The 16,125-nt window shown below is 68.8% G+C and carries 9 protein-coding genes and 1 pseudogene; 7 read left to right on the top strand and 3 right to left on the bottom strand.

Going from position 1 to position 16,125, the window contains the following annotated elements:
* Positions 1-182 precede the first annotated feature (182 nt).
* Positions 183-5,015 (bottom strand): Ig-like domain-containing protein, encoded by a 4,833-nt coding sequence (locus ASC93_RS23415; RefSeq protein WP_056448159.1) that lies wholly within the window; start codon positions 5,013-5,015, stop codon positions 183-185.
* Positions 5,016-5,174: 159 nt separating this feature from the next.
* Positions 5,175-5,945: an exodeoxyribonuclease III gene (locus ASC93_RS23410; RefSeq protein ID WP_056448157.1), complete on the bottom strand. Its 771-nt coding sequence runs from the start codon at positions 5,943-5,945 to the stop codon at positions 5,175-5,177.
* Positions 5,946-6,170: 225 nt separating this feature from the next.
* Between ASC93_RS23410 and ASC93_RS23405 the strand changes: the two genes are divergently transcribed.
* The 7 genes and pseudogenes from ASC93_RS23405 (at position 6,171) to ASC93_RS23380 (ending at position 14,128) form a co-directional block, all read left to right on the top strand.
* The gene (locus tag ASC93_RS23405; RefSeq protein WP_229412844.1) at positions 6,171-8,723 is read left to right on the top strand and encodes an ATP-binding protein; all 2,553 of its coding nucleotides are present in this window, start codon (positions 6,171-6,173) and stop codon (positions 8,721-8,723) included.
* A gap of 131 nt (positions 8,724-8,854) precedes the next feature.
* Positions 8,855-9,922, top strand: a pseudogene (locus ASC93_RS32385) (MEDS domain-containing protein); the annotation flags it as partial.
* 240 nt (positions 9,923-10,162) lie between these two features.
* On the top strand, positions 10,163-10,819 hold the full coding sequence (pyrE, locus tag ASC93_RS32380; RefSeq protein ID WP_056448283.1) for an orotate phosphoribosyltransferase: 657 nt from the start codon (positions 10,163-10,165) through the stop codon (positions 10,817-10,819).
* A 45-nt stretch (positions 10,820-10,864) separates the two neighbouring features.
* Positions 10,865-11,104 (top strand): hypothetical protein, encoded by a 240-nt coding sequence (locus tag ASC93_RS23395; protein WP_056448155.1) that lies wholly within the window; start codon positions 10,865-10,867, stop codon positions 11,102-11,104.
* A complete protein-coding gene (locus ASC93_RS23390; protein WP_056448152.1) occupies positions 11,101-11,853 on the top strand; it encodes a prolipoprotein diacylglyceryl transferase in 753 nt (250 codons plus the stop codon). Before ASC93_RS23395 ends, ASC93_RS23390 begins: the two co-directional genes overlap by 4 nt.
* Complete coding sequence (locus ASC93_RS23385) at positions 11,850-12,653, top strand: hypothetical protein (RefSeq protein WP_056448151.1); 804 nt, start codon at positions 11,850-11,852, stop codon at positions 12,651-12,653. Before ASC93_RS23390 ends, ASC93_RS23385 begins: the two co-directional genes overlap by 4 nt.
* Positions 12,650-14,128: a radical SAM protein gene (locus ASC93_RS23380; protein WP_056448149.1), complete on the top strand. Its 1,479-nt coding sequence runs from the start codon at positions 12,650-12,652 to the stop codon at positions 14,126-14,128. The genes ASC93_RS23385 and ASC93_RS23380 overlap by 4 nt, the downstream gene beginning before the upstream one ends.
* Here ASC93_RS23380 and ASC93_RS23375 read toward each other — a convergent pair.
* Positions 14,088-16,025 carry an SPFH domain-containing protein gene (locus tag ASC93_RS23375; protein ID WP_056448147.1) on the bottom strand — a complete coding sequence of 646 codons (1,938 nt, stop codon included), beginning with the start codon at positions 16,023-16,025 and terminating at the stop codon, positions 14,088-14,090. The two genes, ASC93_RS23380 and ASC93_RS23375, sit on opposite strands and share 41 nt — an antisense overlap.
* Positions 16,026-16,125 lie beyond the last annotated feature (100 nt).

Below are 16,125 nucleotides of genomic sequence, written 5' to 3'. Positions count from 1 at the left end.
CACCCTACTGTCCTGGTAGGGTGGGCACCCCGTGCCCACGCGGACGCGTGCGAAACCGGGTAGGATAGGCACCCCGCGCCCACGCGGACGCGTGCGAAACCGGGTAGGGTGGGCACCCCGTGCCCACGCGGACGCGTGCGAAAACGGGATACCCCCGAACCGGGACAGGTTCCCTGCGCCCGTCAGGCCAATCCGACCGAGAAGCTCGAGGTGCCGATGATGGCGACGTTGCCCGCCACGTCCTGGATCGCGTTGTCCGCCACCGCCAGGTGAAAGCTGCCGTTCAGCGTGCCGAGGTTGAGTTCCAGCGTGTTCTGCACACCCTGCGCGTTCGTCGTGATGTCCCAGTTGGTCAGGTCCCACGCATGGTGCGATTTGCCGACGTTGAGGCCGTCGAGCACGTCGATCGCGCTGTTCTTCACGAATACGACGTGTTCGCTGAATTCCAGGCTGTGCCAGTTCGCCGACGATTTCGTGTACGACTGGCTCACGGTGATGGTCGGCGCCGTCGTGTCGACGGTGATCGACAGCGGCGCCGAAGCGGCGCTCCGGTTGCCGGCCGCATCCACCTGGCGCGCGGTGAGCGTGTGTACGCCGTCCGCGAGCGCCTGGCTGGCGCCGGGCGTGAACGACCAGGCGCCGTCGGTGCCGACGTCGGCGTTGCCCAGCAGCGTGTCGCCGTCGTACACCTCGACCTTGCCGCCGGCCTCGAACGCGGTGCCGGCCAGGGTGGGCGTCGTGTCCATCGTGATGCCGTCGCTGGCCGAGACGCCGGTGTCGCTGCCTGCGGCCAGCAGCGGCGTGCCGGGCGCGTAGGGGGCGACGGCGTCGATCGTGAACGTGTACGGCGCCGACAGCTCGCGCGGCGTCACGTTGTTGTTGGCGTCGGCCAGTTCCAGCGTGATCGTGTGCTGGCCGTTCGCCAGGTCCCAGCCCGGCGCGAAATGCCAGGCGCCGTCGCCGCCGGCGGTGGTCGAGCCGAGCACCGTGCTGCCGTCCCACACGGTCACCGTCGTGCCGGCGGCCACGGTGCCCGTGAACCCGGGCCTGGTGAGGCTCGTGATGTTGTCGGTGGCGGACAGGCCGTTGTCGACGTCCGCGTCCAGTCTCGTCATCGCGATCGCCGCGTCGGCGACGGTGACCGCCAGCGGTTGCGACGGTGCGCTGGCATTGTTCGCGTTGTCATACTGGATGGCCGTCAGCGAATAGATGCCGTCGGTGCCCAGCACGACGGAATCGATGGCCCAGTTGCCGCTGCCGTCGGCCTGGCCGCTGCCGGCCAGGTGGTCGCCCGCGTACAGGTCGATCCTGGCCCACGCTTCGGCGCCGCTGCCGGTGATGGTGGGCGCCATGATGCTCGTGACGTCGTCGCCCACGGTGCCCGTGTCCGACCCGGCGGCCAGGTGCGGCGCGGGCGGGGCGTCGGGCGCATGCGCATCGATCTGGATGGAGTGGCCGTAGCCGTCGCCGTCGAGCAGGTACCCGAACGTGATGTGCGCCTGGTCGAGCAGGTGGCCCGCATCGTCGGCGAAATGGCCGGCCAGGTCGGCCCTGTTGGCGATGTCGAGACCGGCGACATCCTGGTCGCCGGCCGCCACCTTGTATTCGAACACGGCGGAGCGCCGGTCCGCGCTGGTGTTCACGAACGTGGCCGTGGCGCCGTTGTCGAGAAGGAGGACGGGCGTGCCGTCGCCGGCCACGTTGACCGGTTCGCTGAACGTCACGCTGATGTCGATGGTCGAGCCGATGCCGTACACGCCGCCGCTGCCTGCCGCCAGGCCGGTCGCCGACGGCGGCGTCACGTCGACGTAGGTGCCGGCCGTGTGGAACACGATGCTTTCGTACGCCACCTGATTGCCGGCCAGGTCGGTCAGCGAGTAGGGCAGGTAGAGGGTATAGTCGTTGCCCGAACCGAGGTGCAGCTCGTCGGCGGTGAGCGTGATGGTCTTGTGGTCGCTCGAGAAGTCGCCGTCCGCCAGGTCGAGATAGGTGCTGGCGCCGTCGTGGTCGTACAGCTGCAGGCCGTCGTAGGCGCCCTCGCCGTTCGTCCAGTACACGGCCTTGTCGAACGTGAGGACGAGGTTGCCCGCCACGTCGAACGCGGCGTTGCCGTCGGGGGAGCCGGTCAGGCGCGGGTTCGTCATGTCGACCGTGATCTGCTTCGATACCGTCACGCTGGCGTGGCCGTCGGCATCGACGATGCTCGCGGTGTACGTGTGCACGCCCGCCGGCATATAGGCTTCGCTCGCGTAGTACCACGCCGTCACGCCGCCGCTCGGCGTGCCGACGTGCAGGCCGTACGGGTCGACTTCCTGGCCGTCGTAGGTGACCCGCAGGTGCTGGGTGTCGGTCAGCGAGCCGACGAAATAGCCCTCGACGTATTCGTTGCCGGCATTCGTCACGCCATCGTCGGCGAACGGGCCGGCGTCGTTGACGTGGATGCCGGACACATACCCGGCCACCGCCGTATCGAACGTGTAGTTGCCCGAGCTGGCCGTGCCGCTGCCCGCATTGCCGAGCGTGTCGTGCACCTGGGCCAGGTCCACGCTGACGACGTTGGTGCCGTCGACGACGCCGGCGTCGGCCGCGGACAAGGTCGCGTACCAGGTCAGGTTGTCGGCCGAGTGGTGCAGGTCGGCGAGCGTGGCGTGCGGCGCGCTGATGGCGGCGGCGTCCAGTGCCGCCACCGGTGCCGAGAAGTGGATCGTGACGGCGACGCTGGCGCCGTTGACCAGCGCGGCGCCATCCAGGTCGACCGTGGCGCCGACGGGCTCCATGTTCAGGCCGTAATGCGACACCGACGTCGCGGTGCCCGTGCCCGCGTTGCCGGCCGCGTCGTGCACCTGGGTCAGGTCCACCGCGAGCGCGTTGTCGATGCTGCTCGTCGCGCCGGCGGCGGCCGTGAGCATGCCGGTCCACGTCCTGCCGCCGTCGAGCGTCGCGAGCCCGCTCACGTCGGCATGCGGGGCCTGCAGCGCGGCCGCCGTCAGGCCGCTCACGCTTTCCGAGAACGTGATCGTGAAGCCGATGCCGTGCGCCTGGCCGATCGTGGTGTCGTCGAACAGGATGTCCATCACGGTGGGCGGCGTGACGTCGACCGCGGACGTCGTGATGATGCCGCTGCCCGTGTTGCCGAGGGCATCGTGCACCTGCGCGAGGTCGAGGCTGGCGGTATTGCCGCCGTTATCGCCCTGCGGCGTCACCGTCGCCGTCCACGTCAGCCAGTCGGACGAGTGCTGCAGGTTGCCGAGCGTCGCGTCGGGCGCCTGCAGGGCGGCCGCCGTCAGGTCCGTCACGGCTTCGTTGAAGCGGATCGTCAGGTCGCTGCCGGCCAATGTCAGCGTGGCGGCCGGGCCTTGCGTGTCGACCGTGTACGCCGTGCCGGTTCCGGTGCCGTTGCCGCTGTTGCCGGCCAAATCGACAACCTTCGTCAGGTCGACGCTGACGGCATTGTCGGCCCAGGTGCCGCTGCCGTTGGGGGTGAGCGTCGCCGTCCAGGTCTTGCCGCCGTCGTTCGACCTGAGGTCGGCGACGTTCGCGTGCGGCGCGCTGATCGCGGCCAGCGGCAGGTCCTGCAGGCTTTCCGCGAACGTGAACGTGGCGTGGATGCTCCGCGCGCCGCCGAGGACGGCGCCGTCGAGGGCGATGGCGACCGTGTCCGGGGCCTGCGTGTCGACGGCGTAGTTGCCGGAAAACGTGCTGCCGCTGCCGGCATTGCCCGCCGCGTCATGGATCTGGGCGAGGTCGAGGCTGACCGCGTTGGTCGTGTCGGTGACGCCGGCCTGCGGGGTGAGCGTGGCCGTCCACGTCAGGTAATCGGACGAGTGCTGCAGGTTGCCGAGCGTCGCGCCCGGGGCATGCAGGGCGGCCGGCGTCAGGTCCGTCACGGCTTCGCTGAAATGCAGCGTCAGGCCGATGGTGCCGCCCGTGTGCAGGACGCCGCCGCTCAGTTCCAGCTTGGCGGTCGGCCCCTGGGTGTCGACCGTGTAGCTGCCCGAGGCGGCGGTGCCGCTGCCCGCGTTGCCGGCCAGGTCGCGCACCTGGGTCAGGTCGACGGCGAGGACGTTGTCGCCCGCGGTCGTGGCGGCATTGCCGCTCAGCGTGGCGAGCCAGGTCGTGCCGCCGTCGGAGGTGTGCAGGTTCGAGACCGTCGCGTGGCCGGCGCTCAGGGCGGCCGGCGTGAGGCCGGTGACGGCTTCGGAAAAATGGATCGTTGCGACGGCGTCGTGGCCGGACGCGAGCAGCGTGCCGTCCAGCGCGACGCTGGCCGTCGGCGCCTGGGTGTCGACCGCGTAGGTGGCCAGGGTGCCCGTGCCGCTGCCGTGGTAGCCGGACGTACCGACCAGCTGGCTCATGTCCAGGGTCAGGACGTTGCCGGCGGCCGTGGTGGCGCCCGCCGGCGCCCCCAGGTGCACCACCCAGGTGATGCCGCCGTCGGCCGTCGTGGCGCCGGTGACGGCCGCGTGCGGCGCGTCGAGGGCGCCCAGCGGCAGGTTCGTCACGGCTTCCGAGAACTTCAGCGTGACGGCGATGCTGCCGTCCGCCTTGAGGATGCCGCCGTCCGAACCGGCGGCGACGAGCGTCGGGCCGGCGGCCGGCGTGGGGAACGACAGCAGCGATGTGGAACGCACGCCCCCGAACGCCACGTGGTCGCTCGACTGCAGCGCGTCCGCGCCCATCACGACGCTGTACTTGTGGCCGGGCAGCAGGTTCGTGACGTGCAGCGTGACCTCGGCCCCGTCGATGACGAGGCTGGACGCGGCTATCGTGTGGGTGTCGGTCGCGCCGACCACGCGCATCGTGGGCAGGCCGGTCGCGCGGTCGATCACGGTCTGCACGGCGCCGTCCGTGACGATGATCGTGCCGTTGCCGGCCGCCATCGCCGTGTTGAAATCCATGACGATGCTCATGTCGCGCGCCGTGCCGAGTGCCTTGATGCCGGGTTGCAGGATCGGCGGCGTGAGGCTCGCGGTGGCGGGGGCGGTGGTGGTCGGGGCGGTGGGCTGAGTGGTCATGATCGTTCGCGGACAGTTTTTGGCGCCGTGGAAAAAGATTCCGTACGGAAAGCTTAGCGGACGATCATATCAACAAACCACCTCCTAATCTTCGGAAAGTGTGTAAGTTGATGTTTTTACGACATTCTCAGCGATAAATCCCCCCCGCCGGGGGGTAAATCAGAGGGCGTAATCGATGATCAGCGGCGCGTGATCCGAAAACCGCTCGTCCTTGTAGATCGAGACCGCGTGCGCCGTGGCGGCGATGCCCGGGGTGGCGACGTGGTAATCGATGCGCCAGCCCACGTTCTTCGCCCACGCCTGGCCGCGGTTGCTCCACCACGTGTACTGCTCGGGGCGCTGGTCGATGCCGCGATGGACGTCCACCAGCCCGAGTTCGTCGAAGATGCGCGTCATCCAGGCGCGTTCTTCCGGCAGGAAGCCCGAATTCTTCTGGTTGCCCTTCCAGTTCTTGAGGTCGATTTCCTTGTGCGCGATGTTCCAGTCGCCGCAGATCACGATCTCGCGGCCTTCGGCCTTTAGCTCCTGCAGGTGCGGCAGAAACACTTCCATGAAGCGGAACTTGGCTTCCTGGCGCTCCGGCGACGACGAGCCGGACGGGCAGTACACGGAAATGACGGTCAGATTGCCCACGTCGGCGCGGGTATAGCGGCCTTCGTTGTCGAATTCGACGCAGCCGAAGCCCGTTTTGACGGCGTCCGGCCTGGTGCGGCTGTAGACGCCCGTGCCAGAGTAACCCTTCTTCTCGGCATAGTGGAAATGGCCGTGGTAGCCGTGCGGCGCGAGGAATTCCTCGGTCATGTCGGCCTGCTGGGCTTTCAGCTCCTGGACGCAGATGAAGTCGGCTTCCTGGCCGGCGATCCAGTTGAAGAAACCTTTTTTGTGGGCGGAACGGATGCCGTTCAAATTGGCGGAAATAATTCTTGGCATGGATAGAAACGAAAGGGCGTTGGGCCGGGGCGCAGCCGCGATGCGGCGCACACGATAAGGCGCCAGTGTAGCGTGTTTTGACATGTATCAACACATTCATGCCGGATGTTACCGCTGACAACATGGGGTGCCGCGCGATAGAAATGTTAAGAAAATCACACAACATGTTAAGCTCCAATGCTGTGCCCGATGTGCGGGCACGTTCACTGTGCACAAGGAGCCAGCGTGCTGATCAGATCCGATGATCTGCTGTCGGGCAAACACGGCAGGAGCGGACATTTCGTGAGGTTTTACGACGACGGCGACGTCATGCTGGACGAAGTCGCGACGTTCCTCGGCCAGGCCGTGCGCACCGACGGCAAGGGCATCGTGATCGCCACGCAGGACCACATCGACGTGCTGCGCCGGCGCCTCGGCCCGGCGGCCGTGCGGGTGTCATGGGTGGATGCCGACGCCGCGCTGGCGCAGTTCATGGTCGACGGCTGGCCGGACCCGGCACGCTTCGAGGCCGCGGTCGGGACCGCGGTCGCCGCGGCCTGCGCCGGCGGCGCCACCGTGCATGCGTTCGGCGAAATGGTGGCGCTGCTGTGCGCGCGCGGCTGCCACGATGCCGCGCTCGAACTCGAGGCGCTGTGGAACGAACTGGCGCAGCAGCACGTGTTCTCGCTGTTCTGCGCCTATCCCTGGGATGCGTTCCCGACGCCCGACCTGGCGCAAGCCTTCCGCCAGGTGTGCGCACAGCACGACCATGCCTGCGCCGACACGGCGCTGGTCCTGCCGGCCGAGGGCGACGCCGATATCGGCCGCCTGCGGCTCGAGCAGGAGGTGCGGGCGCTGCGCGCCGAAGTGGCACGGTACAAGGACAACGAACAGGCGCTGCGCCGCAGCGAGCGCGAACTCGCGGACTTCGTCGAGAACGCGGTCGAGGGCCTGCACCGCGTCGGCGCCGACGGCACCATCCTGTGGGCGAACCGCGCGGAACTGCAGATGCTCGGCTACGGCTGGGAGGAGTACGTCGGCCGCAACATCACCGAATTCCACGCCGACCGGCCGGCCATCGACGACATCATCGCCCGGCTGGGGCGCGGCGAAACGCTGTACGACCATCCGGCGCGGCTGCGCTGCAAGGACGGCTCGATCAAGCACGTGCTGATCCACTCGAACGCCAGCTTCGAGGACGGCCGGCTGCGCTACACCCGCTGCTTCACGCGCGACGCCACCGAGCGGCGCGAACGCGACATCGCGCTCGAGCAGCGCGACCGCATGCTGCTCGACGCCCCGGTGGCGGCGGCCCTGCTGATGGGCCCGGACTTCGTCGTCCGCCTGGCCAACCGCTGCTACCGCGAGCTGGCCGGCCGCGACGTCATCGAAGGACAGCCGTTGCTGCAGGCGTTTCCGGAGCTGCGCGGCAGCGAGATCCACCACCTGCTCGACCAGGCCCACGGCAACGGCCGGGCGGCGCGCGCGGAAGAGCTGCGCGTGCTGCTGCGCGACGCCGCCGGCCGTGAGCGCGAACGCTTCCTCAAGTTCAGCGTCGAGCCGCTGGCGGTGGAGGAGGGCGAGGAGCGCGGCATGGTCGTGGTTGCCGTCGACGTCACCGAGCACGTGCGCACTCGCCAGGAGATCGAGCAGGCCCACGCCGAGCGCGCCGAGCTGCTGGCCGAATTGACGGCCGCCAGCCGCGCCAAGGACGAATTCCTGGCCATGCTCGGCCACGAGCTGCGCAACCCGTTGTCGCCGATCGTCAGCGCGCTGGAGCTGATCCGCATGCGCGGCGAGACCGGTTCCGTGCGCGAGCGCGAGATCATCGAGCGCCAGGTCCAGCACCTGGTGCGGCTGGTGGACGACCTGCTGGACGTGTCGCGCGTCACCCGCGGCAAGGTGGAGCTGAAGTGCGAACGCGTCGAGCTCGCCCAGCCGCTGGGCAAGGCCGTCGAGATGGCGCGGCCGCTGCTGGAGCAGCACCACCACCGCCTCGACGTCGAGATCGAACCGGGACTGGCCTGGGAAGGCGATCCGATGCGCCTGGCCCAGGTGGTGTCGAACCTGTTGACCAATGCCGCGCGCTACACGCCGGCCGGCGGCCATGTCGTGCTGCGCGCGCGCGGCGAGGACGACGCACGCGTGCGCATCGACGTGCGCGACACCGGCATCGGCATGAGCCCGGAACTGCGCACCCAGGTGTTCGACCTGTTCTTCCAGGGGAAGCGCGACATCGACCGCGCCGAGGGCGGCCTGGGCATCGGGCTGGCGCTCGTCAAGAACATCGTCGAGCTGCATGGCGGCCGCGTGGAAGCGCACAGCGCCGGGCCGGGCATGGGCAGCGAGTTCGTCGTGCTGCTGCCCCGGCGCACGCCGGCGGCAAGCGCGGCGCCGGACGGGCCGCGCCTGCTGCCCGCGCCGGCGGCCAAGCGGCGCCGCGTCATGCTGGTGGACGACAACGTCGACGGCGCCGACACCTTGGCGCGCCTGCTCGCCGCGCACGGCCACGAGGTGAAGGTCTTCAACGAACCGGTGGCCGCGCTGGCCGCCGTACCGGGCTTCCTGCCCGACCTGGCCGTGCTGGACATCGGCCTGCCGGTCCTCGACGGCTACGAAGTGGCGCGCCGCCTGCGTCCGCTGCTGGACGGCCACCCGTGCCGCCTCGTCGCGCTGACCGGCTACGGCCTGGCCGCGGACCGCGCGCGCAGCGCCGCGGCCGGATTCGATGCGCACCTCGTGAAACCGGTCAATCCCGATCTGGTGGTGCGGCTGGCGGGGGGAAGCGGCACCGTCTGAGTGGCGGTGTTGTGCCGGTGGGAAACTTCGCGAAGTTCGGGCGTAACGTGTTTTGATCCAAATCAACACCATTACGACCTGCCCGAATGTTGTCGTTTTGCTCGCTAGAATGACATCCTTGTAATGTTTCTATGCGCGGCGTCAACGCATCCTTCCACCCACCAGAGACCCAAGTGCTGATCAAGACCGATGACCTGTTGTCCGGCAAACATGGCAAGACGGGGCATTTCGTCCGTTTTTACGACGACAGCGACACGCTGCTCGACGAAGTCGCGTCTTTCATCGAGCGGGGATTGCGGGCGCGGGGCCGGGGCGTCGTGATCGCCACCGGCGCGCACACCGACGCGCTGCGCCGGCGCCTGGACGAGCTGGCGGCCGCCGAAGGGCGGGCGGCGCCGCCGTCCTGGGACATCGTGTGGCTCGACGCCGAAACGACGCTGGCACGCCTGATGGCGGGCGGCTGGCCGGACCGGACCCGCTTCGAGTACGAGGTCGGCCGCATCGTGGCCGAAGCGTGCGCCGGCGGCGCGCCCGTGCACGTGTTCGGCGACATGATGGCGCTGCTGTGCGCGCGCGGCCGCTACGATGCGGCCCTGCATCTGGAGCGGCTGTGGAACGAGCTGGCGCGCAAGGTCGATTTTTCGCTGTTCTGTGCGTATCCGTGGGGCCTGTTCCCGACGGCCGACGTGGCGCACGTGTTCCGGCAGGTGTGCGCGGAGCACAACCATGCGTGCGCGGACGCCGCCGCCCCGCTGCCGCCCGGGCAGAGCGTCGACATCAACCTGGTCAGGCTGGAGCAGAAGGTGCATGCGCTGCAGACGGAGGCGGCACGCCGCCGGCAGGCGGAAAAAGACCTGCTCCGGCGCGAGCGCGAGTTCGCCGACATCGTGGAAAACGCGGCCGAGGGCCTGCACCAGATCGGCGCCGACGGCACCATCCTGTGGGCCAACAAGGCCGAGCTGCAGATGCTCGGCTACCGCTGGGAAGAATACGTCGGGCACCACGTCGCCCGCTTTCACGCCGATGCATCCGTCGCCGAGGGCATGCTGGCCAGGCTCGCGGCCGGCGAAACGGTGCTCGACGAGCCGGCGCGCCTGCGCTGCAAGGACGGCTCGATCCGGCACGTGGTCGTCCGCTCGAACGCCTGCTTCGAGGACGGCAGCCTGCGCTACACCCGCTGCTTCACGCGCGACGTCACCGATCAGGCGCGCAGCCTGGACGAGATCGCGCGCGCCAAGGCCCGCCACGCGGAACTGGCGGCCGCGCTGGAGGCGGCTGGCCGCGCCGAGGAGGCATTCCTCGCCATGCTCGGCCGGTCGCTGCGGGCCCCGCGCACCGAACGGCGGCTGCGGCGCATCGCGCGGCTGGTCGAGAGCCGGCTTCGCGGGCGCGCACGGGGCGGATTACAATACCGGTTTTCACAGTTCGAGGGTCGTGTCGTGGACAATCTGCGCCAACAGTTCATTGCGTTTTCAGTCGAAGCCGAAGTCTTGAAGTTCGGCCAATTCATCACCAAGGCGGGCCGCCAGTCGCCGTACTTCTTCAACGCCGGCCTGTTCCACGACGGCGCCACGCTCGGCAAGCTGGCCGAGTTCTACGCCCAGACGCTGCTCGATTCCGGCCTCGAGTTCGACATGCTGTTCGGCCCCGCCTACAAGGGCATCACCCTGGCCTCCGCGACGGCCGTGGCGCTGGCGGCAAAAGGCCGCAACACGTCGTTCGCCTACAACCGCAAGGAAGCCAAGGACCACGGCGAGGGCGGCACCATCGTCGGCGCCAGGCTGGCCGGCCGGGTCGTCATCATCGACGACGTGATCTCGGCGGGAACGTCGGTGCGCGAATCGGTCGCGATGATCCGCGCCGCCGGCGCCGAGCCGGCCGCCGTGCTGATCGCGCTCGACCGCATGGAACGGGGCGGCAAGGACGGCGTGCTGTCGCCGCTGTCGGCCGTGCAGGAAGTCAGCCAGGCCTACGGCATCCCCGTCATCTCGATCGCCAGCCTCACCGACCTGTTCGGCTACCTGGAGGCCGATCCGAAGCTGGCCCAGTACAAGGACGCCGTCGCGGCGTATCGCCACCAATACGGCGTGGCCTGATCCCCCGTAATGTGATGTAATGGCGGCAACTATTCCGGAGCTGCCATGAACAATATCGCCCGCGGCATTCTGACCCTCATCCTCTGCGTCGTGCTCGTGGGCTTCGGCGTCTGCGGCGCCTACGGCACGTTCGGGGGCCTGTTCGAACTGGTCCGCGGCGCGGGCGAGGCCGGGGGCTTCGCGCCCATGCTCATCGGCTTCGGGCTCGTCGGCCTCGGCATCGCCTGGGTATGCTGGAAGGCCGTCGCCGGTCTCTGGCGGACGCGCCCGCCCGGCACCGAATGACCGGTCCCGTCCTCCCCGCCGCGACGGCGCAGCTGGTCCACCTCGTGTTCGAATGGCTGGCCCTGGCCGGAGGCGTGCAGCTGTACCGCTGGCAGCGCCGCCGCGCGCATCAGCCCGCGCTGCTGCAGCCGGGCTCCTTCGCCGTCGTCGTCGGCTGCATCCTCGGCGCCGCCATCGGCAACAAGCTCGTGTTCTGGATCGAGATGCCGCACCTGTGGCACGGGCTCGATCCGGACTGGCGCCTGATCGCGTCGGGCCAGTCGATCGTCGGCGGGCTGCTGGGCGGCCTGCTCGGCGTGGAGATCGCCAAGAAGGCCGCGGGCCTCCGCGGGTCGACGGGCGACCAGTTCATCCTGCCCCTGATCGTCGGGACCATCGTCGGCCGCATCGGCTGCTTCCTGGCCGGCCTGCACGACGGCACCTACGGCGTGCCCACGAGCGTGCCGTGGGGCGTCGATTTCGGCGACGGCATCCCGCGCCATCCCACGCAGGTCTACGACATGCTGTTCGTGCTGGCCGTGGGCGCCTTGCTGTGGCGCGCGCGCCTGCCGCTCGCGCGCAGTCCGGGGCTCGCGTTCAAGCTGTACCTGTCGTCCTACCTGGCCTGGCGCCTGTTCGTGGACGGCATCAAGCCGGTGGCCTATGCGTATGCGTTCGGCCTGTCCGGCATCCAGTGGGTGTGCGTGCTGGCGCTGGCGTGCTACCTGCCGTTCGTGTTCTTTCAATCCCGGGAGCTTGCCCGCACATGACGTTTTTATCCGATTCCCGCGCGCGCGGCGGGATGCTGATCCTCGCCCTCGCATTCATCGGCGGCACCGGCTGCGTCGCCATCGACGCGGTCAACAAGAACCGCTACGAGCGCCAGCAGCGCGACGCGGAGGAGGCACGCCAGCGTCGCATCGCCGAGCTGGCGCCGGCAGCCGCGGCGGGCGATCCGGCGGCGCGCACCGCGCTCGCCTATGCGCTGGTGTCGGCGTCGGACCGAAGGCAGGACGACGCGCCGCGCGCGCTGGCCCTGCTGGAGCAGGCCGCCGCACAGGACTACGGCATGGCCCAGGCGATGCTGGGCGAGATCCTGACCGGGTCGGCGGTATTGCTGCACGTGCCCCGACGTTTTCCGCCCGATCCACGCGAGCTTACGCGCGGCATCGCGCTGCTGCAGCGTGCGGCCACGAAGGCTTGCTCGTACCGGCCCGGGCCGGGAATGTACTACGTCGAGCCGGCGCAGAGGGCAGGGCAGATGCTCGGCGTCGCCGGCCTGCCCGACGAATCCCTGCTCTGGCGGGCGCGCGGCATCCTGCATTGCGGCGGTGCGAACGCCGGGTATCTTGCGTCGCAGGCCGAGTCCAAATACATCAAGCCTGTGGAGCGCACCGAGACGCTGGCGCTGCTGACGTTGACCGGCGACGCGAAGGCCATCGCCGAAGCCACGGCCGCGCTGCCGGCGGACACGGTCGCCGCCGCCGGGCGCCTGGCCGCCGACCTGCGCCGCCAGGTCGCCGCGTCCGAACGGGACTACCCGGCGCCGCCGCGCAAGGAACTGCCATGAGCCGCAAATCCCGCCCCTACCTGTTCTACGACACGACGACCTCCGTGTGCTCGACCTGTTTGCACCCGGCCGAAGCGAAGATCGTGTTCAAGGACGACAAGGTCTACATGGACAAGTGGTGCGGCGCGCACGGCCTTGAACGCGTGCTCGTCAGCGACGACGTCGCCTACTACCGGCTGTGCCGCGAAGTCTTCGTCAAGCACCCGGAGATGCCGCAACAGTTCAACACGAAGATGGAATACGGCTGCCCGTACGATTGCGGCCTGTGCCCCGACCACATGCAGCACTCGTGCCTGTCCGTCGTCGAGATCACGGACAACTGCAACCTGAACTGCCCCGTGTGCTATGCGGAGAGCGGCACGCACCGCGAACGGCATCGCCCGCTGGAAGACGTCATCCGCATGCTCGACGCCGTCGTCGCCAACGAGGGCGAGGCCGACGTGATGCAGTTGTCCGGCGGCGAACCCACGCTGCACCCGCGGTTCTGGGACATCCTCGATGCCGCGAAGGCGCGCCCTATCAAGCACGTGATGGTCAACACGAACGGCATCGTGCTCGCGCAGGACAAGGCTTTCGTGCGGCGCCTGGCCGGCTATGCGCCCGGCGTCGAGGTCTACCTGCAATTCGATTCGCTGCGCGCGGAAGTCCACCGCGAATTGCGCGGCGCGGACCTCACGCGCATCCGCCGCCAGGCGCTCGACAACCTCAATGAAGCCGGCCTGTCGACGACGCTCGTCGTCACGCTCAAGAAGGGCCTGAACGACGGCGAGATCGGCGACATCATCGACTTCGCGCTGCAGCAGCCGTGCGTGCGCGGCGTGACCCTGCAGCCGATCCAGGACGCCGGCCGCGTCGAAGGGTACGACCCGCGCCTGCACCGCCTGACGGTGTCCGAGATCCGCCGCCGCATCGCCGAGCAGAGCCGCCTGTTCACGCTGGAAGACGTCGTGCCGGTGCCCTGCAACCCGGACACGCTGGCGATGGCCTATGCGATCAAGACGGAGCAGGGCACCGTGCCGCTCACGCGCTGGCTCGATCCGCAGGCGCTCGTCGAAGGCAGCGGCAACACGATCGTGTTCGAGCGCGATGCGGGGATGCGCAACGTCGTGAAGGACCAGGTATTCAAACTGTTCTCGACGAACCACTCGCCGGAATCGCAGGCCAACTGCCTGTCCGAGCTGATGTGCTGCCTGCCCTTGATCAGCGCGCCGTCCGCGCTCCGTTACGACAACGTGTTCCGCGTGCTGATCGTGCAGTTCATGGACGCGTATTCGCTGGACGTGCGCGCGCTGAAGAAATCGTGCATCCACTTCGCGCTGCCGGACGGCCGCCTCGTCCCGTTCGAGAGCTACAACCTGCTGTACCGCGACGGGCGCAGGCTGGAATCAATCCGCGCCGGCATCGCGTCCGACTTCGCGCGCCGGCGCGAGAGGCCTACGATACCGCTGGTGCCGGCGCCGCCATCTGCTGCTTGACGGCCAGCGCCAGGAAGGCGTCGAGCGCCGTGCCGCGGCCGTCGCTCGCGCCCACCTGGATCGACGGCACGAGCGCCACCTGGCCCCGCTCGATCGCTTCGGCGAAGCGCAGCAGGACGGTCTGCTGGAACTGGAGTTCCGGCCCACCGTAGGCCGCCACGTTCAGTTCCGTCGCCTTGGCCTGCGCCTGGCCGACGGCTTCCAGCTGGAACGCTTCCGCTTCGGCCAGGCGGCGCTTGGCGTCGGCGGCGCCGGCCGCGTTCTGGCGCGCTTCCTCGGCCGCCTTGATGGCCTTCTGCACGGCGGCGCTGCCCTGGTTCTCGGCGATGCGCACCGCGAGTTCCGATTCCGTGATCGACGTCTGCTGCTTGGCGCGCGCCTCCGCTTCGCGCAGGATGCGTTCCTGCTGCGCGGCCGCTTCCTTGGTGCGGTAGGTCTCCAGCTGCTCGCGCGAGACCTGCCGTTCGCGCAGCTGGCGCAGGATCGTCTCGATCTGCGTGTCGCCTTCCTTGGCGCGCGGCGTGCCGATCAGGACTTCGTTCAGGGTCAGGTTATAGCCCTCGAAGTTGCGGCGCATTTCCGCCATCGCGCGTTCCTGGATGTCCGAGCGTTCCTGCAGCAGCTCGATGAGCGTCTTGCGCTGGCCGACGTTTTTAAAATATGCGGCGACCATCGGATCGAGGGTCTGCTCGACCAGCTTGCGGATGTCGCCGAAGCGCTGGATCACGAGCGGCGCCATCTTGTAGTCGATGTTGACGACGACCGACAGCGGCAGGTCCGGCTCGAACGCATCCTTCGTGATCAGCGAGACTTCGGACAGATGCTTGTCCAGCTCATGCGAGCCGATGGCGCCGGCCTGCCATTTCAGGATGAAGTTCGTCGTCGGCACTTCGATCACGCGCTTCGCGTACGGGTTCAGCGCGTACTTGCCGGGCAGGAGGGGCGTCGCCTGCACGCCTTTCTCGTCGGTGGCCACGAGCTCGCCGTGGCGGTAGTCGTCGCCTGTCTGGTCCGTGCCGGCCTTGCCGGTGTACGACACGACGACGCCGACGAAGCCCACCGGCACCTCGGTCTTCGGCACGATCTCCCACGACGCGAAGCGCGCGTTCAGGTAATACGTGCCTTCGACGAGCACCTGCAGCTGGCGGCCCTTGTAGCCGCCGGCGTCGATGAACGTTTCCGGGTTCTGGTAATCGTGGTGGTAGCGCGCCGCGTCGGCCGGATCGGCGCCGACGATGGGGGCGACGATCGTCCCTTCCGGCAGCGACTGGCCCTCGTGCGTCGTGACGACCGCCAGCTTGTCCTCGCGGATCACGAGCGGGCGGAAACCGCCGCGGGCGACGAGGTCGTCGTGGACGGCGGCGAGGATGCCGCCGATCCCGCCCTTGGCATCGACGTTGGCGTCGCCCGGCAGCGCCAGTGCGTACACGCGGTCCTCGGCCAGCACGACGAATTGCGCGAGGTTGATGGCATACGTGCCCTCACGCAGGATCTTGCGCTGCAAGCCTTTCTGGCCGCCTTGCGCGAGGAACGCGGCGACGTCGGTGAAATCGGCGGCGACCTTGTTGCAGCCGAGGTTCTGGCTCGGCGCCATCGGCAGGCCGTCGCGCGCGAACACGTAGGCGAGGGTGCCCTGCTGGATGGTCACGAGGTTCTCGCGGTGCACCCGGTACTGGAACGGCGCGAAGAAGTGGAAGCCGCCGCGCAGCAAGTCCGGCTGGAAGCCCGCCTCGCCCTGCAGCGCGATGAAGCCGGCGCGCACGGAGCCCCGGCCCGACCATTTCTTTTCCACGACCCCGATCTTGTCGTTGGGGATGTAGACCACGCAGCTGCGCACGAACACCAGCATGGCGACGGCGAGCAGCCCCGCGGCAGCGACGGCGATGATCTCGAACATATGACGTCCTTTCGACGAATGATGACGAGATCAGCGTAGCGGGGCGGGCGTAAACGCGGTGTATAAAGATCGGGCGCGCCCGCAACGGTGGCGTAAAAAC

The sequence above is a fragment of the Massilia sp. Root335 genome (genome assembly GCF_001425685.1).
GTDB lineage: Bacteria > Pseudomonadota > Gammaproteobacteria > Burkholderiales > Burkholderiaceae_D > Telluria > Telluria luteola.
Note: the sequence above shows the minus strand (reverse complement) of the source record. Positions and strands in the feature narration are given on the sequence as shown.